At 38.3% G+C, this 18,483-nt stretch carries 17 protein-coding genes; 12 read left to right on the forward strand and 5 right to left on the reverse strand.

Annotated elements, in window-relative coordinates:
* Positions 1 to 783 (forward strand): ABC transporter ATP-binding protein, encoded by a 783-nt coding sequence (locus tag AC4G3L_RS12295; RefSeq protein ID WP_491077274.1) that lies wholly within the window; start codon positions 1 to 3, stop codon positions 781 to 783.
* 151 nt (positions 784 to 934) lie between these two features.
* Here AC4G3L_RS12295 and AC4G3L_RS12300 read toward each other — a convergent pair whose 3' ends face one another.
* Positions 935 to 2,398, reverse strand: a complete 1,464-nt coding sequence (locus AC4G3L_RS12300) for an alpha-amylase (RefSeq protein WP_491077275.1) — start codon at positions 2,396 to 2,398, stop codon at positions 935 to 937.
* A gap of 570 nt (positions 2,399 to 2,968) precedes the next feature.
* Between AC4G3L_RS12300 and purU the strand changes: the two genes are divergently transcribed.
* From purU to AC4G3L_RS12330, 6 genes are all read left to right on the forward strand, one after another.
* Complete coding sequence (gene purU, locus AC4G3L_RS12305) at positions 2,969 to 3,868, forward strand: formyltetrahydrofolate deformylase (protein WP_491077276.1); 900 nt, start codon at positions 2,969 to 2,971, stop codon at positions 3,866 to 3,868.
* Between the two features lie 42 nt (positions 3,869 to 3,910).
* On the forward strand, positions 3,911 to 4,849 hold the full coding sequence (gene deoR / locus AC4G3L_RS12310; RefSeq protein WP_491077277.1) for a DNA-binding transcriptional repressor DeoR: 939 nt from the start codon (positions 3,911 to 3,913) through the stop codon (positions 4,847 to 4,849).
* A 248-nt stretch (positions 4,850 to 5,097) separates the two neighbouring features.
* On the forward strand, positions 5,098 to 6,399 hold the full coding sequence (locus AC4G3L_RS12315; RefSeq protein WP_491077278.1) for a pyrimidine-nucleoside phosphorylase: 1,302 nt from the start codon (positions 5,098 to 5,100) through the stop codon (positions 6,397 to 6,399).
* A 28-nt stretch (positions 6,400 to 6,427) separates the two neighbouring features.
* Positions 6,428 to 7,102: a deoxyribose-phosphate aldolase gene (gene deoC, locus AC4G3L_RS12320; RefSeq protein ID WP_491077279.1), complete on the forward strand. Its 675-nt coding sequence runs from the start codon at positions 6,428 to 6,430 to the stop codon at positions 7,100 to 7,102.
* Positions 7,103 to 7,132: 30 nt separating this feature from the next.
* Positions 7,133 to 7,531 (forward strand): cytidine deaminase, encoded by a 399-nt coding sequence (locus tag AC4G3L_RS12325; protein WP_491077280.1) that lies wholly within the window; start codon positions 7,133 to 7,135, stop codon positions 7,529 to 7,531.
* Positions 7,532 to 7,664: 133 nt separating this feature from the next.
* Positions 7,665 to 8,849 carry a NupC/NupG family nucleoside CNT transporter gene (locus AC4G3L_RS12330; protein WP_491077281.1) on the forward strand — a complete coding sequence of 395 codons (1,185 nt, stop codon included), beginning with the start codon at positions 7,665 to 7,667 and terminating at the stop codon, positions 8,847 to 8,849.
* 112 nt (positions 8,850 to 8,961) lie between these two features.
* Here the strand turns inward: AC4G3L_RS12330 and AC4G3L_RS12335 are convergent, their stop codons facing one another.
* Positions 8,962 to 9,630 (reverse strand): lysoplasmalogenase, encoded by a 669-nt coding sequence (locus AC4G3L_RS12335; RefSeq protein WP_491077282.1) that lies wholly within the window; start codon positions 9,628 to 9,630, stop codon positions 8,962 to 8,964.
* A gap of 153 nt (positions 9,631 to 9,783) precedes the next feature.
* On the opposite strand from AC4G3L_RS12335, the gene AC4G3L_RS12340 reads away from it, so the two are divergent.
* Positions 9,784 to 10,989 (forward strand): class I SAM-dependent rRNA methyltransferase, encoded by a 1,206-nt coding sequence (locus AC4G3L_RS12340; protein WP_491077283.1) that lies wholly within the window; start codon positions 9,784 to 9,786, stop codon positions 10,987 to 10,989.
* 44 nt (positions 10,990 to 11,033) lie between these two features.
* Here the strand turns inward: AC4G3L_RS12340 and AC4G3L_RS12345 are convergent, their stop codons facing one another.
* A complete protein-coding gene (locus AC4G3L_RS12345) occupies positions 11,034 to 11,276 on the reverse strand; it encodes a hypothetical protein (RefSeq protein ID WP_491077284.1) in 243 nt (80 codons plus the stop codon).
* A gap of 163 nt (positions 11,277 to 11,439) precedes the next feature.
* Between AC4G3L_RS12345 and AC4G3L_RS12350 the strand changes: the two genes are divergently transcribed.
* Positions 11,440 to 12,150: a class I SAM-dependent methyltransferase gene (locus AC4G3L_RS12350; protein ID WP_491077285.1), complete on the forward strand. Its 711-nt coding sequence runs from the start codon at positions 11,440 to 11,442 to the stop codon at positions 12,148 to 12,150.
* A 151-nt stretch (positions 12,151 to 12,301) separates the two neighbouring features.
* On the opposite strand, the gene AC4G3L_RS12355 is transcribed toward AC4G3L_RS12350, so the two are convergent.
* On the reverse strand, positions 12,302 to 13,564 hold the full coding sequence (locus AC4G3L_RS12355) for a dicarboxylate/amino acid:cation symporter (protein ID WP_491077286.1): 1,263 nt from the start codon (positions 13,562 to 13,564) through the stop codon (positions 12,302 to 12,304).
* 115 nt (positions 13,565 to 13,679) lie between these two features.
* On the opposite strand from AC4G3L_RS12355, the gene AC4G3L_RS12360 reads away from it, so the two are divergent.
* Entirely contained in the window at positions 13,680 to 14,549 is an 870-nt protein-coding gene (locus AC4G3L_RS12360) for an AraC family transcriptional regulator (protein ID WP_491077287.1), read from the forward strand.
* 73 nt (positions 14,550 to 14,622) lie between these two features.
* Here AC4G3L_RS12360 and AC4G3L_RS12365 read toward each other — a convergent pair whose 3' ends face one another.
* Positions 14,623 to 16,272, reverse strand: a complete 1,650-nt coding sequence (locus AC4G3L_RS12365; RefSeq protein ID WP_491077288.1) for a glutamine--tRNA ligase/YqeY domain fusion protein — start codon at positions 16,270 to 16,272, stop codon at positions 14,623 to 14,625.
* Between the two features lie 502 nt (positions 16,273 to 16,774).
* Here AC4G3L_RS12365 and AC4G3L_RS12370 point away from each other — a divergent pair.
* Together AC4G3L_RS12370 and AC4G3L_RS12375 are read left to right on the forward strand one after the other, a co-directional pair.
* Entirely contained in the window at positions 16,775 to 17,971 is a 1,197-nt protein-coding gene (locus AC4G3L_RS12370; protein WP_491077289.1) for a DEAD/DEAH box helicase, read from the forward strand.
* Positions 17,972 to 18,094: 123 nt separating this feature from the next.
* The gene (locus AC4G3L_RS12375; protein WP_491077290.1) at positions 18,095 to 18,460 is read left to right on the forward strand and encodes a YckD family protein; all 366 of its coding nucleotides are present in this window, start codon (positions 18,095 to 18,097) and stop codon (positions 18,458 to 18,460) included.
* Positions 18,461 to 18,483 lie beyond the last annotated feature (23 nt).

Consider the following 18,483-nt stretch of genomic DNA (forward strand, 5'->3'; position numbering starts at 1 on the left):
TTGGAATTGTCAGCACGAAATTTAAAGATAGGCTATGATGGAAATGTAATCGTCCCTTCATTCAATATAGATATTAAAAAAGGGGCAATCACAGCGATCATTGGCCCTAATGGCTGTGGAAAATCGACAATTTTAAAAACCATGGCAAGACTGCATCCAGCAATGTCTGGATCTGTTATATTAGATGGAAAAGAAATTAAAAATACACCCACAAAGGAAATTGCGAGAAAAATGGCGATCCTGCCCCAATCTCCGGAAGCTCCTGGAGGCTTGTCTGTCATAGACTTGGTTTCTTACGGGAGAACCCCGTATCAGGGCGGTTTTTCGCGTTTAAACGAACATGACAGAGAGATGGTCGATTGGTCGATTCAAGTGACCGGGTTAACAGATTTTAAAAACCACTCAGTGGACTCATTGTCTGGCGGGCAACGCCAGCGTGCCTGGATTGCAATGGCAATTGCACAGGAAACAGGGTTATTATTATTGGACGAACCAACCACCTACTTAGATTTAGCTCATCAATTGGAGGTTTTGGAACTTCTTAAAAAACTTAATCTTAAGGATGGGCGAACGATTGTTATGGTGATTCATGACTTGAATCACGCAAGTCGGTTTGCGGATGAATTGGTTGCTATTAAAAATGGGCAATTGGTTTTACAGGGGAATTCGGAAGAAGTAATGAAGGTGGATCTATTAAAAGAAGTATTTCAAATTGATGCTTCCATCGTGAAGGATTCACGAACCGGTAAACCGGCAATTATTTCGTATGATCTGATTAAATAGTCGTATTGAGATGAAAAAAATATCAGGGGACTCATGAAACATTGCGAAATAATATGTTTCTTGAGTCCCCTGTATCTGCGAATTCTGATGGTTGAACGTTTAGATAACTGATTTAACACCAAAAATATTCCACTCATGTTTTGTATAATTATTATTCTTCCGGATCCGGCTTGGCCCATACAGAAACACTGCCTCCATTGACAGGAAAGGTTGCCCAGCCCTCTTCATCAATCTCGATTTTATCTGATCGGTTATTGGTGAAATCGGTCCATACTTCGCCAGCTCTTTCTACACCTACAAGCATTCTTTTTTCACCTTCTTCGCCATTTGAGATGACAACGGCGCATCCGGAATTTTCCTTCTCTTCAATGCCCATTCTTACCCATCCAATTGTATTAGGATGATCGAAGTAATCGACTTGTTCCCCATAAGCTTTATGGACTCTCGCATATAGAAGAGGATCAATCAATTTATTTTTTCTTCCAACCGGATTCTCGCCGCCAACTCCATAATAATCACCATAGAAAACACATGGATAGCCATCATGACGTAATAAAATAAGTGCATAAGCGGATGGTTTAAACCAATCATTGATCCATGATTCCAGTGATTCTTCCGGTTGTGAATCGTGATTGTCTACAAATGTTACAGCATTTAATGGATTGGATTCCACTAGGGTATCGTGAAAAATAGTTGTTAAATCAAAATCGCGTCCCATTTGTGAGGCTTGATGTAACTTATAATGGAGCGGCACGTCAAATAAATCAAGAGTATGGTCAATCTTCGCCAGATATTCCTGACATGCTTTCAGGTCTGGATTCCAGTACTCTCCTACCATATAAAAGTCATCACCATGGGCCTTTCTCATTTCATCGGCAAATTCTTTAATAAAGGTATAATCAATATGCTTAATAGCATCTAAGCGATAACCATCACATTTAATCGTGTCAGCGAGCCATTTCCCCCAACTCTTCATTTCATTTCTCACATCTGGATGACGATAATCAATATTTGCGAACATTAAGTAGTCATAGTTTCCAAACTCTTTATCTACATGTTCATTCCAGTCTTTATGTTCGCCGAGGATTTTAAATATTCCTGTTCGAATCGTACCTTCATCATAATCAGTTCCATTGAAGTGCACACTATTCCACTTAAAGTTAGAATATGTGTCACCGCGTCCGGGGAACGTGAACTTTGTCCAACCGTCAATATCAAATGGTTCCGAAATCTCTACTGTTCGATCATTCTGATCAACCTCAATAACTTTAAATCTCTCTGTATCATCTGCTCCAGCTTTATGGTTCATGACGATATCTGCATACACGCAAATCCCATTTTCTTTACATGCTTCAATGGCTTCTATTAATTCGTCCTTCGTACCATACTTTGTTCGAATGGAGCCATTTTGGTCAAATTCACCTAAGTCATATAAATCATATATTCCGTAACCTGTATCTTCAGGAGTTTGTCCTTTAGTTGGGGGTGGGATCCAAACAGAATCTATTCCACTGTTTTTTAATACTGGCGCTAATTCTTTTAATCGTTTCCAGTGAGTGCCATCGGGTAAGATATGCCACTCGAAAAATTGCATCATCGTATGATTTTGTCCCATTTGTACCACCTCACATTCTCTCTATTAGCAGAGTTCAGCTAATAAAACAATATTTACCTATTTACCCGTTGTTTTACCCGTTACGCATACCTTTAGAAACATAAATTTAAATATATTTTTAGAATCTGTATATGTTAGTGAAAAAGAACGGATAGCAGGAGGACACAAAAAATTTAAACTTATTATAAGGCCCTTGATACCTTGATACACCTATACTCCGGCTATGGGCGGCCTATCCCCGGGTAAAGGCACCCCAAAGCCAAGGAAAAGGTGACTTCACTGGGCTATAGCTACCTATGACCCAGCCTATCCCCGGGCCAAATACACCATAGCCAAAGCAAGGGTAAGCTGGAGATCCAACAGAAATGATATCCATTTTTCATTCAAATGATATGTCATATAAGGAATAAGTGGGACAAGCTACAAGCTTGCCCTTTTTTGCTTGAGAGAATATCCCATAAAAGGGAAATGAAAAGATATTAGCAGAGAGATTAGGCATGGATATATGTTAAAATGAAAATAATGTAAGCGGATTAATATGGACCGAAAACGGATCAGGATGGTGAGGGAATGGAAACAAGAGCTCAGAAACAAGTGGATCACTATAAGGAAAGTCAGCGAGATAAGGGTCGACTACTAATCAATTGTCCAGATCAACCTGGTATTGTAGCAGCTGTATCAGAATTCCTGTTTAAACAAGATGCCAATATCCTTGAATCCAGCCAATATTCAACAGACAGTAATGCGGGAACATTTTTTATGAGGATTGAATTCGAGTGCCCAGATTTGGGTAAAAAAGAGAATGAATTGAAAGAAGGATTCCTTTCAATAGCGAATAAGTTTAAGATGAAATGGGATATTATTTTTAACTTTCATATAAAGAAAACAGCTATATTTGTTTCGAAGGAGCTGCATTGTGTACGAGAACTATTATGGGAATGGCAATCAGGCGATTTAATGACAGAGGTTCCGATTGTGATCAGTAATCACATAGATGCCAAAGAGTTGGTAGAATCGATGCATATCCCATTCTTCTATATACCTGTGACGAAAGAAACGAAGACAGAAGCGGAGGAAAAGCAAAAGGCGCTGCTCAATCAATATAAGATCGACCTAATAGTATTAGCACGCTATATGCAAATTCTATCTCCAAGTTTCGTTAAGCTATATAAGAATAAAATTATTAATATCCATCATTCCTTTTTACCAGCATTCATGGGAGCACGCCCATATGAGAGAGCGTTTGCACGCGGGGTTAAACTGATTGGAGCAACCAGTCACTATGTAACAGACGATTTGGATGAAGGTCCAATCATTGAGCAGGACATTATGCGTGTTAATCACCAGGACGATATTCAGCAAATGAAGAAAATAGGACAAACAATTGAAAGAAGTGTGCTGGCGAGAGCCGTAAAATGGCACTTACAGGACAGAATTATTGTACAGGGGAATAAAACAATCGTATTTTAGGGTTTGAAATAAGAACTATATGAAGGAAAATAGGGGTTTGATATGGAAGCAGATAAAAAAAATAAAGTGGTAGAAGCGGCTAAGCTTTATTATTTACTGGACTATACACAGAATGAAATAGCAAAAAAACTAGGTGTATCAAGACCTACTGTGTCACGTATGCTGCAAACGGCTAAAAGAGAAGGAATTGTCCAAATTAAAATAGGTGATAATGAGGAAAATATAGAGAGTCTGGAGGCTGCGCTTGAGAAAAAATATAGGCTGAAAAAAGCAGTGGTTGTGCCTGTTCCCCAGTATGATGATCATATTATTAAAACAACTATTGGACTAAAAGCCGCTGAATATCTTGATACAATCGTTAAAGATCACGACATCATCGGGGTAACATGGGGAACGACTCTCTACCATGTCGCAGTAGAGTTGAAGAAGAAAATAGTGAATAATGTTAAGATTGTGCAGCTCAAAGGTGGAATCAGCCATTCTGAGACACATACCTATGTGTCGGAAATTCTTTATTTATTCGGCAAAGCCTTTCATACCATGCCACTTCATTTACCTTTACCGGCAATTGTAGACCGGGTAGTTGTTAAGCAAGCACTGATGGCAGACAGACATATTAAAGGAATTTTAGATACTGGTAAAAAAGCTAATATCGCATTATTTACTTGTGGGCCGATTAAAACAGAATCTCTGCTTTTTAAACTGGGATATTTTACGAAAGAAGATGTAGAGATGCTTTATTCCAAAGCAGTTGGAGATATTTGTTCACGCTTTTTCGATAAGAATGGGGAAATTTGCAATGATTCGTTGAATGAACGAACATTGGGAATTGATTTGGAGGAGCTGAAGGAAAAGGAATATTCCATATTGGTTGCCGGGGGTTCCCAGAAGGTAGATTCCATCCATGGGGCGCTAAAGGGTGGGTTTGCTAATGTAATAATTACAGATCAATATACGGCCAAATTTATTTTGGATAAATAAACAAAAAAGTGAATATGGTTCTAACCTCCTGTTTATATTAATAGGAGGTTTTCTGTGTTAAAAAATGGATTTTAGAGGATAAATAGAATGACGAAAAATTGTTTTACATTTGTTCAAACTTTAATATTACTTTTGTTCAATTTATATGGTATAGTTAGTTTTGTAAGTGCTACCAATATTTTCACTTACATACTTAATCTAAGTAATGGTGGCTATTTTACGATAATTCAAAAATGAGGTGTAAGATCATGAGAATGGTTGACGTTATTGAAAAGAAACGTAACGGTCATGAGTTGAATAAAAGTGAAATCCAATTTGTTATTGAAGGATTTACGAATGGAAGTATACCTGATTATCAAATGTCAGCATTTGCTATGGCAATTTATTTTCAAGGTATGACTCAGGAAGAAAGAGTTAACTTAACTGAGTTAATGGTTGAATCAGGAGATCAAATTGATCTATCACAAATAAATGGCGTAAAAGTAGACAAGCATAGTACGGGTGGTGTTGGTGATACAACAACGCTTGTGTTGGCACCTTTGGTAGCAGCACTTGGAGTACCGGTTGCAAAAATGTCTGGACGTGGTTTAGGCCATACAGGCGGTACAATTGATAAGTTAGAAGCTGTTCCAGGATTCCATGTGGAAATTTCAAATGAAGATTTCATCAACCTCGTTAATACAAATAAAATCGCTGTTATTGGGCAAAGTGGTGACTTAACACCAGCTGATAAAAAGTTATATGCCTTACGTGATGTGACAGCAACAGTAGATTCTATTCCTCTAATTGCAAGCTCGATTATGAGTAAGAAAATCGCAGCCGGAGCAGATGCTATTGTTCTTGATGTTAAAACAGGCGATGGAGCATTCATGAAAAACCTTGACGATGCAAAAGAATTGGCAAGAGCAATGGTTGATATCGGAAATGGAGTTGGCAGAAATACAAAAGCAATCATATCCGATATGAGTCAACCACTTGGATTTGCAGTGGGAAATGCACTGGAAATTAAAGAAGCGATTGACACTTTAGTGGGTAAAGGTCCGGCTGATTTGCATGAACTATGTTTAACATTGGGAAGCCATATGGTCATACTAGCTGGCAAAGCGGAAACAACTGAAGAAGCACGTGGCATGCTTGAGGAAGTTATGCATAATGGAAAAGCGCTTGAAGTATTCAAGACATTCCTTGCTTCTCAGGGCGGAGATGCATCTGTTATTGATGATCCATCCAAACTACCAACAGCTAAATACCAGATTGAAGTTCCGGCAAAAGCTACTGGATATGTTTCTGGCATTCAGGCTGAGGAAATTGGTGTTGCTGCGATGATGCTTGGAGCTGGCCGTGCTACGAAGGAATCTGTTATTGACCTGGCTGTTGGGATTGTACTGAATAAGAAAGTCGGAGATAAAGTTGCGGAAGGTGAATCACTCGTAACTGTACATTCAAATTCAGAAGATATCGCAAGCGTATTAGAAAAGATTTATGGAGCATACAGCATCAGTGATGAAGAAGTAACAGCTCCAACATTAATATATACTGAAATTCATTAATTTAAGATTTGGAAGGCAGGAAAAGTAAATGACTACAAAATTAACATCTTTAATCGACCACACATTATTAAAAGCAGATGCAAGAGAAGAACAAATAACGACAATTGTTGAGGAAGCAAAAGAGCATAAATTTGCTTCTGTATGTGTAAATCCAACATGGGTTAAAAAATGTGCAGAAATGCTTAAAGACACACCGGAAGTAAAAGTTTGTACAGTTATTGGTTTCCCATTGGGAGCAAATACTTCTGAAGTAAAAGCTTTTGAAACAACAAATGCAATTGAAAATGGTGCGGATGAAGTGGATATGGTCATCAATATCGGGGCTATGAAAGATGGCCGTTATGATGTCGTTGAAGCTGATATTAAAGCAGTAGTAGATGCAGCAAAAGGGAAAGCTCTAGTAAAAGTTATCATCGAAACATGTCTGTTAACAAAAGAAGAAATTGAGAAAGCGTGTCAACTGGCTGTATCTGCAGGTACAGACTTTGTTAAAACATCAACTGGATTCTCTACAGGCGGCGCAACAGTGGAAGACATCGCTCTAATGAGAAAAACAGTTGGAGCTGAAATCGGTGTTAAAGCTTCTGGCGGTGTTAGAAGTCTTGAAGATGCAAAAGCAATGACAGAAGCTGGTGCTACCCGTATTGGTGCGAGTTCTGGAGTTTCAATTGCCAAAGGTGAAACAGCGAACACAGACTATTAATTAGTAGAAGAAGCATGTGGGAGGCCCCTTATGGATAAAAACAGTTTGATTCAAGAAGCAATCGAGGCACGGAAACAGGCATATACACCGTACTCCAAATTTAAGGTGGGTGCAGCTGTTTTAACTGCAAATGGGCATGTTTTCCGTGGGTGTAATATTGAAAATGCATCTTATGGACTGACGAATTGCGCTGAACGAACAGCATTATTTAAAGCTGTTTCAGAAGGTGAACCAAAAGTTGAAGCGATTGCTATTGTTGCTGATACAGATGGTCCGGTATCACCATGTGGAGCTTGCCGACAAGTAATCGCCGAGTTTAGTGATCACAATACGAAAGTCTATTTATCCAACTTAAAGGGTGACTTATTGGAAACTTCAATTACAGAATTACTACCAGGATTTTTTAAATCAACGGACATGGGGAAATAATTTAATTCAACTATAAAGAACAGTGTTCGGCTCCAATCTCCAAACATAATTGGAGCCGGATTCTGTAAAGTAGAATGGGTTTTTAGTTAAGGTGTACCAAAAATAATCTAAACATCTTAGTGGAGGAATTATGATGAAATATCTAATTTCAATCATCGGGTTACTGGCAGTGGTAGGGTTAGCTTTGTTAGTGAGTTCAAACAGGAAACAAATTAAGTATAAATATATTGGGCTAATGATTGTTATACAGATTGCATTAGCAGCTTTATTATTAAATACCAAATTCGGCTTCGTTTTAATCCAAGGTATTGCCTCTGTTTTTGGACATTTACTGAAATTTGCAGAATCAGGAATATCTTTTGTATTTGGCGGATTGGCAAATGAAGGAGAAGCACCATTTTTCCTTACAGTTTTATTGCCAATTGTTTTTATATCAGTATTAATCGGAATATTACAGCATTTTAAAATTCTTCCTTTTATTATGAAGGGAATTGGCCTTCTGTTAAGCAAAGTAAATGGAATGGGTAAACTAGAATCATATAATGCAGTAGCGTCAGCAATGGTTGGACAATCAGAGGTATTCATAACGGTGAAAAAACAATTAGGGCAGTTACCGCCTCACCGTTTATATACTTTATGTGCATCAGCTATGTCTACCGTTTCCATGTCAATTGTCGGTGCATATATGACGATGATTGATCCTAAATATGTAGTAACCGCTTTAGTGGTCAATCTATTTGGTGGATTTATTATTTCTTCCCTGATCAATCCATATGAAGTAGATGATAAAGATGATATTCTCGTTGTGGCAGAAGAAGGAGAAAAACAAACCTTTTTCGAGATGATTGGTGAGTATATCATGGACGGCTTTAAAGTAGCGATTACCGTAGCTGCCATGTTGATTGGTTTCGTTGCGTTAATGGCTTGTATAGATGCCTTGTTTGATATGACAATCGGAGTTTCCTTCCAACAAATATTAGGATATATTTTCGCACCATTTGCCTTTATAATGGGTGTCCCTTGGAGTGAAGCAGTATCTGCGGGTGGTATCATGGCTACAAAACTAGTAACAAATGAGTTTGTTGCGATGATCAGCTTGACAGAAATAGAGAATACATTCAGCGAACGTACTCTTGGTATCATCTCCGTTTTCCTTGTATCCTTTGCAAACTTCTCCTCGATCGGAATTATTTCCGGAGCGGTAAAAGGATTACACGAAAAACAAGGAAATGTTGTCGCACGTTTTGGCTTGAAATTGCTATTTGGAGCCACTCTTGTAAGCGTATTATCAGGAATCATTGTCGGGTTGGTTCTTTAATATAGAAAAACGTAAAAGCAGATTCAATTGAATCTGCTTTTTTTTAATAGTGTGGAATAGAATATCCCCCTTATGGTTATCGATCCCTTACCTTAAGTCTAGGAAATGAGCCTTATCCTTTCGAAGGATTTATAGTTGAATAAATTGTCTGCTCAGAGGTTTTTCCGATACTGAAGGCAATGCAATATTGAGCTGCATAATAGGTTGTCATAATCCAGATATGTGAGTGAGATACATCAGAAATAAACATATTCCAGGATAATATAGTATCAGAAATCACAAAAAGCAGACTCCCGCAAATTGCATACAAATTTCCGGTCATAAAGGCTGCCCATGCCATCATAGAAATCGCACCAATATAGAAGATGATAGGAATAACCAATTCATCATTTCCTGCCTGCTGCAGGGCATTTATCAGTTTGTTACCGACTATAAAGTCAAAAGCGAGAAGCGGAAAGATCGATAAAAAGCGAAGTTTGGAAAAATTCCATTGCTTTAGAAATCCAGCAATATAAATGAGATGCCCAATCAAAAAGAAGCTTAGCCCAATTATAAACCAGTGGAGCAGTCCATCACCGAGCATACAAAAAAACAGTCCGATCATGATAAGTCTTTTATTTTGCCGAACCTCATCAGATTTTTGGAGAAAGGCAAAGTAGATAATCATCCACATAGGAATTAATTTAAATAGCAATTTGAGTTCAAATGGTTCAGATGGAATGAAGAAAATATAAATAATACTCATTAATAAAATGAAAAGAGAAAGTAGTTTAATCTTCATAAAATGACCTCCTTCCTGAGAACTTATCATAAAGAATTAGACGAAGAAAGTGGAAATTCCTTCATTTTAATGATGTTTAATTTGGGAAGGAAGGGAGTTTTCGTTATACTGTTAGTAGAAAAGATCAAAAGAGAGAGAGTATGTGAATTAAAAATGAGTTCAAGTCAAAAGGAATTAATCTGTGAAATAAAACCAAGAGACAGTAAGAAAATAAGGAGTGGGTCTCCGCTAATATCAAAGGAAGCGATCGTGTCTCCTCATAAACTGGAGGAGGAAGGCCAGATTCTTAAACTTGTTGATAAAGAGGGCCGTTTTGTTGCAAAAGGGTACTTCGGCAAGCAAAACAAAGGCTATGGCTGGGTATTGACCAGACAGGAGAATCTTTCTATTAATCAAGCATTTTTTGATGATAAGATTCGTAAGGCACTTGATAACCGAGCGCACTATTACAGCATGGAAGATACAACAGCTTTCCGTGTGTTCAATAGTGAAGGTGACGGAATTGGGGGTCTTATTATTGATTATTATGATGGGTATTATGTCATTCAATGGTACAGTCAGGGTATTTACACATTCAAAGAATATATTTTAGACTCTTTGCGCAGATTAACAGATTTTAAAGGAATTTATGAAAAAAAACGTTTTGATACAAAAGGGAAATACATTGAAGACGATGATTTTGTTGAAGGTCAAAAAGGTGAGTTTCCTATCATCGTTAAGGAAAATGGCGTAAACTTTGCTGTTAATTTAAATGATGGCGCCATGGTAGGTGTGTTCTTAGATCAGCGTGATGTACGTAAAACGATTCGGGACCGCTATGCAGCGGGAAAGAAAGTTGTTAATATGTTTTCATACACTGGGGCGTTCTCGGTGTTTGCTGCACTTGGTGGAGCAAAAAAGACAACCAGTGTGGACCTTGCCAATAGAAGCCGAGCGAAAACGATTGAGCAATTCAGTGTGAATGGAATCGACTATGAAGCACAGGACATTATCGTAGAGGATGTCTTTAAGTATTTTAAATATGCAAGAAGAAAAGAGTTAAAGTTTGATATGGTTATACTCGACCCGCCAAGCTTTGCCAAGTCGAAGAAATTCTCTTTCAGTGCTGCTAAGGATTATACGAATTTACTGAAGGAATCCATCGCAATTACAGAAAAAGGCGGAATGATTGTTGCCTCAACCAATTGCAGTCTGTTTGGAATGGATAAATTCAAAGCCTTTATCGATACGGCTTGTAAGGAAATGCATCAGAAATATAAAATTGTTGAAGAATTTTCATTGCCGGAGGATTTTAGAACGATAGAAGAATATTCAGAGGGTAATTACTTGAAAGTAGTCTTTATCCAATTAAGCAAATGATGAAAATGGCCTCGTATCGGAATAGGATACGAGGCCATGTCCGTTTAGAAAAATAAAGCTCCTAAGGCAAAGCCGGTAATAAGGCCAAGTCCTACCGGATAGCCCCAGCCTCCACCCCAGCCCCAGCCGCCGCCCCAATAGCCATAGCCATGCTGTCCGCCATGAGGTTTAATCCATACATGAGATCTAGTGACCCTTGTAATTGTGCCGTTATGAACACGATTATGGCGATCGGTAATGCGCACATTTCGTCCAATATGTTTATTGCAAAGATTGTAGTAGTTCATCCACTTGATGCCCCTTTCAAATAATGTTTTCTCTGTATTGTATTGATAGATGGACAACTTGACTGTTTGTTTACCTAATTGGACGATAAAAATCCGATGGTAAGATATGAACCAAAATAAAGAAGGGGCCATAAAATGTGAAAAACAATGACAGAGGTGTAAAATGGCCAAATTTACGTATATGGATGTACTATCTGAACTTGGAATAGGAGGGGCGCACCCGGGTGGGTTAAAAGCAACAGAAATGATGCTGAAGAATGAGCCAATTCAGCAAGATACCATCATCCTGGATGCAGGTTGTGGTACGGGACAAACCAGTGCCTATTTGTATAATACTTACCATGCAAACCTGATTGCGCTTGATGCCCATCCAGTCATGATAGAGAAAGCAAAGTATCGGTTTTCACAATTAGGCTTACCTGTGCAGGTTATAGAAGCCTCATTGGATGAAATCCCGCTGGATAACAAAGCTGTTGATTATTGTTTGGCTGAGTCTGTGCTATCTTTCGTTGAAATTGAGCCAGCTCTGAGAGAAATAAAAAGGGTATTAAAGCCTGGTGGCGTATTATATGCCATTGAATTAACCATGCAAAGACAACTTGCTGAAATAGAACAAAAACAGATTGGGCAGTTTTATGGTTTTCGGCAAATGTGGAACGAGGATAGGTGGAAGGACGCTTTGATAAAGGCAGGATTTGTGGACGTACAAGTTAGAACATTACCATCCTTTTATGATGATCAGGAGCTCATGACAGAATTCCAGCCATCTGAGGACGTTCCAACTGCTATATTTGATTTATTGGAACAGCATGAAAGATTTTTACATCAATATCGTGACGCGTTGGGTTACCGAATCATTCGTGCCCAAAAGTAGACTAAACAGCAGGCATACTATAAATTCTCCTGTGGCGGTTTGCGGGAGCTATTGAAGAAAGAAAAGCCCCTTAACTATTGAAAGTTTAAGGGGCTTTAAAATGTGACAGTTGATGTTGTTGGTTTCACTTCAACTCTCGTAATTTTAGTATTTATGCTTTAGCTGTTCTACTAAGTGAGTTCTGCAACCAGTTCTTACCCTCAACTAAACGAGCCACAAGCATTGCACATACAGTGTTTCCAGTTGAGTTTAATAAGGTCGCTGGTATATCAATGATGGTGCTGATAACAGCGATAATTGGAAGCACCTCTGGTGAGAATCCAAATACGGAAAGGATCAGCATCTCTCCAATCATACCTCCGCCTGGGATAGCGCCCATTACCGCACCTACAAGGAAGGAAACAGCAAGAATACTTAAAATACTTGATACACTTGTCATATCTCTACCGAAGAGGCTGAATAAAAAGACGATCTTCAGGACTCCGCCAAATACAGAACCATCCTTATGTGTATTGGCGCCAAGGGGGATAACTGTTTCGGCGATATCGTCTGGTACTCCAATCCTTTTCGTAGCTTCCAGATTAATTGGTATACAAGCAGCACTTGAACATGTTGCGATAGCTGTTATTGATGGAGGGAGGATATTCTTCCAGAATATATTAATCCCATTTTTCCCAGCTGCAATATAGGCATATAATGTAAAGAATCCAAAGAAATAAATAACGCTCAAAATTAAATAAAGAACGAATGAACGGGCATATCCTTCTAAAATTTGCGGTCCAAGCTCACCAATAATCGTGGCAAAATAACAGCCCAGTCCGATAGGTGCATAGTACATGACAATCTTGACAACCTTCATTAATACTTCAGTTGCTGAGGTCATCAGTTGTGCAACAGGACGGCCCTTTTCCCCAGCCATTGCTGTAGCCAGCCCAACTAATACGGAAAATACGATCAACTGCAAAATATTGGATTTAGATAATAGCTGCGAAAAATCACTGACCGTAAAGGTATTAACTAATTGGCCCAGGAAAGAGATTTCTTCTGTTTCCGGTACTTCAGCGGTTGACATTAATTCTTTAATGGATGATACATCTGAATCTCCAATCGGGTTTATAACAGTTGTACCCAGGAAGCCGAGTACAGCGGCGATAAGAGCTGTTGTGAAAAACACGATGACAATGCTGCCCATGATTTTCCCCAGTCGCTTCATTTCGCTCATATTTGCAATCGCGGAAGTGATACTGAAAAACACAAGCGGAACAATAATCATGAATAATAAGTTCAGAAATAAGTCCCCGAATGGTTTAATAACTGCTATATCGGGACCAATAATATATCCGGCTATTCCGCCAATCGTGATAGCCAGCAGTAAGATGATGGAGCCTTTATAATTTGAAAAAATTTGTTTCATTCTGTTCACTGCCTCTCGATAATTACTACTATAAGCATACTTGACTATTTTACCACGTTCTATGAAAATATTGCTTAAAAGATGGCAAAAAGTGCTCTTAAGCAGGAGGAATGTAATGCTTAAATTTGATAGACAGCAATCAGAGAGAAGAGGAATCCTAAATCAGGAATTAAAAGTATTTCACATTAAGGACCAAATTGTGAATGAGTTTGAATACCATTATCACGATTTTAATAAAATCATCATCTTTATTAAAGGAAATGTCACTTACATGATAGAAGGGAAGGCTTATAAATTGAAACCGTGGGATTTGCTCATCATAGGGCATGGACAAATCCATAAGCCAATTATCGACCCAACGGAAGAATATGAGCGTTTTATCATTTGGTTTGATCCAGCTATGGTTTCCAGGCATAGCAGCGAAAATAGCAATTTGTTGATGTGTTTTGATTTGGCTGCCCGCCGTGAAATTAATCTGATACGAATTTCGAATAAGCCGCTTGGAAAAATTAAAAGCATTGTTCAGGAATTAATAGAGACTGAACGGGAAGCTGCTTTTGGAGATGATATTTTAAAATCAGCTCTGTTAATGCAATTGCTGATTATTCTTAATCGTATTTTTATCCATGATGAAGCAACAATACATTCACAGGATATCCTTTTTGATAAAAATATAACAGACGTCTTAACGTATATTAATCAACATTTAAATGAGGATCTCTCCATACCGGTATTAGCATCAAAATGTTTTTTGAGTAAGTATCATTTAATGAGAAAGTTTAAATCCTATACAGGGTACACGTTGCATCGGTATATCCTGCAGAAGAGATTATATCTGGCAAAATCGATGCTCTCGAAGGGAGAATCGATGACACATATTTCCCAAAGTGCAGGTTTTAATGATTACTCAACCTTTGTTAGGGCCTTTAAAAAGGAGTTTGGGCTCTCGCCTAGGGAGTATTTAAAAGCAAGCAATTATGAGTAACAACCATGATTCCAATTCAAAATCAACATGACAAAGGACCGTGTATTATCACGGTCCTTCAGTGTATAAAGGTTTAAATTTTAAAGGAACTCTTCAGAGATACGATCAAGTTGAAAACTAAATGATCAGCTGTTGTGTTTTTATTGTCAACATTAAAGTATCCATGGCGGAAGAATTGGAATTTCTCATTTGGTTGAACGTTTTTCATATTAGGTTCAACAAAGCCGTTTTCAATGAGTAAGGAATTCGGATTTACATGATCAAGGAAACTTCCGTCTTCTACTTCTTCATCAAGAATGAGCGGTTCATACAAACGGAATTCAGCTGGAACAGCCTGTGTTGCCTCAACCCAGTGAATGGTACCTTTCACTTTACGGCCGGTGAAACCTGATCCACTCTTCGTTTCCGGATCGTAGGTACAGCGTAATTCAATTACATTGCCGTCCTCATCTTTAACGACTTCTTCGCATTTAATGAAATAGGCATGCTTCAGGCGTACCTCATTTCCAGGGAAGAGACGGAAATATTTTTTTGGAGGATTTTCCATGAAATCCTCTTGTTCAATATAGATTTCTCTCGAGAATGGAATTTTACGCGTGCCCATCTCAGGATTTTCTGGATTGATTTCAGCATCAAGCATTTCAACTTGTCCTTCCGGATAGTTGGTAATGACTACTTTTAATGGTTTTAAGATTCCCATTGTTCGTGGTGCCTTTAATTTTAAATCTTCTCTTACGAAGTGCTCAAGCATTTTTTCATCCACAATACCGCTTGTTTTCGCTACTCCAATTTCACGGCAGAAATTACGGATGGATTCAGGTGTGTATCCTCTTCTGCGCAGACCGGAAATAGTCGGCATCCTTGGGTCATCCCAGCCATCTACATAGCCTTCTTCAACCAATTGCTTCAATTTTCGCTTGCTCATAACGGTATTCGTTAAATTTAAGCGGCCAAACTCATACTGCCTTGGTGTACTTTCCATTTCACATTCTTTAATAACCCAATCGTAAAGCGGGCGCTGATCTTCAAACTCCAAAGTACAAATGGAGTGAGTAACACCTTCAATCGCATCCTCAATTGGATGAGCGAATGCATACATAGGATAGATACACCATTTATCACCTGTGTTATGATGTGTAGCATGAGCTATTCGATAGATAACCGGGTCACGTAAATTAATGTTGGGTGAGCTCATATCAATTTTGGCGCGAAGAACCTTTTCGCCATTACCGAATTCGCCATTACGCATACGTTTGAATAAATCCAGATTTTCTTCAATAGAACGGGTACGATAAGGGCTTTCTTTACCTGGCTCAGTTAAAGATCCGCGATACTCTCGTATTTCGTCTGCACTTAAATCGTCAACATAAGCTAATCCTTTTTCGATTAACAAGATCGCACGATTGTACATTTCTTCAAAGTAGTCAGAAGCAAAGAAGAGGTTGTCCCAGTCAAACCCGAGCCATTTGACATCTTTTTTAATAGATTCAACATACTCTGTATCTTCTTTCAACGGATTTGTATCATCAAAACGTAAATTTGTTTTGCCTTTAAATTCATCAGCAAGTTCGAAGTTTAAAACTATGGATTTTGCATGTCCAATATGCAAATACCCATTTGGCTCAGGAGGAAAACGAGTAATAACCTGTTCTGTTTTACCTGATTTTATATCATCAATAACAATGTTACGAATAAAATTTGACGTATTGTTGTGCTCCACCATCTTCAACCTCTTTCGCATAAACTAGTAGTTTCATTCTAATGGAAATAATCCCATGTCGCAAGAAGCCTATAAATAAATACATTTTCACTTTTTGTGCGTTCTTTTAATATAGTAATTTTATTGTATATATGTAGTATAACTGTATTTTCTTCTACCAATACATCATATTGCTTAAAAAGTATCGCTTGGAGCACGCTTCCCTGGCTATATGAAGGAGACATATTTAAAATTGGCTGGTGTTTATGTGGATACACCCGTTGCAGCAGCAGGTGTATAACTGACGAAGTGGTAAAAGGCAAATCAATACTTAAAACAGTTGCTCTGCCGCAGGAAATAACGAACTTGATTCTTCAAATGGTTGAGGTTTAAAGACTGTATAAAATTGTGTTTGGGAAGGAGAGACTCCTTTGGAATGTGTCGAGGCCTCTCCTTTATTGATATTCATCGTTTGGCATATGTATAATAAGAACCATACAAGTAAGGATTTAGTTAGGAGAATATAATGAGTACAAATGATTTAATGATCAATGAGTTAATAGATGGGTTAAAAAAACAATGGGAATTATCCGGGTTTAAAGAAGCAACGACAGTCCAAAAAGAAACATTTTTCCCTATCTATGAAGGAAAGGACCTGTTGGCAGAGTCTCCGACAGGGACTGGTAAGACCCTTGCTTATGTCCTTCCTATCCTAAATAAAATAAAAGCGGATGAACAAAAGGTTCAGGCTGTTATTCTGGCTCCCTCAAGAGAGCTTGTTATGCAGATTTTTGAAGTTGTACAAGCATGGGCAAAAGAGACAGGTATCACAGCTGCCTCATTTATCGGGGGTGCCAATCCAAAGCGTCAATTGGAGAAGCTGAAAAAACATCCTCATATTGTTATCGGAACTCCAGGCAGGCTTGAGGAACTGATTAAGCAAAAAAAGCTAAAAATGCATGAGGTCAAAACAATTGTATTGGATGAAGGGGATCAACTCATGATTCCGGAACATTTGCCTACAGTTGGAACAATCATTAAGAGCACAATGAAAGATCGTCAGGTTGTTCTTTTTTCTGCTACGCTGCCGGCTGGATTAGAGGAAGAAGCAGACCAATGGATGAATGATCCAGTTAAAGTAAGAGTTAAAAAGGAAGATACCGTGCAATCAAAAGTCGATCACATTTATTTTGTCACCGAGGCGCGTGATAAAATTTTCATCCTTGAGAAACTGACAAAAATGGCTGATATGCGAGCTCTTGTCTTTGGTAAAGATATCGGAAATCTAGATGTGTTGGCATCTAAGCTTCGATATAAGGGAGTAGATTTAGGTATCATTCATGGTGATTCTAAAAAAATGGACAGGGAAGCAGCGATACGTGATTTTCGCAGGCAGGAGTCTACTATATTGTTAGCTACTGATGTGGCAGCAAGAGGATTGGATATAGAAGGATTGCCATTTGTTATCCATGTCGATTTTCCTGAAACGATTGCTCAATATATACATCGATCAGGAAGGACTGGCCGTCAGGGAGCAAGTGGAACAGTCATTTCTATCGTAACCGCACGTGAAGAACGTGAATTGAAAAAATACGCGCGCGAACTGAATATAACCGTTCAGAAAAAAGAACTGTATAAAGGAAAGATTGTGGATACTCGGCCTGTATATGATCAAAAGCCAAAATTCACAAAGAAGAAATCAAATCCAGGAAAAAGAAAATAAGTAAGAACAGGCTGGCTCTTAACGGGTACAGCCTTTTTTACTTATATACGAGAGAAAAGCTCATGCATAATTAATGAAGAGTGGTAAAAACTAGAGTCAGAATCTAATGAAGGAGTGGGATGAGTGAAAAAAGGGTCTCTGCTTTTGATAATGGCTTTTATACTAAGTTTTACATCCATAGGATTACCAAATACGGTTGTAAAAGCGGCAGAAAACAGCAATAAACAAACAAAACCAACATTAACGGAGCAACAAAAATCTGAATTGGCTGCGATGCATAAAGAAGTGTATGAGAAGGAAAAGGCTATTATTGCAAAGTATGTAGAATTCGGTGTTATGTCTAAAGAGTCTGCCGATATGTTAACAAATCATATGAATAAACGATTTGAAAGGATTCAGGAAAATGGGTACATTCCGCCTCACTTTGGACCAATGCATCCCGGCAAGCCACCGCACGAAAATAGTCCTGATATCCGTTCAAATGAATAAAAAGCAGGATTCAGCCTCTAGAG

The sequence above is a fragment of the Bacillus sp. z33 genome, from assembly GCF_058313615.1.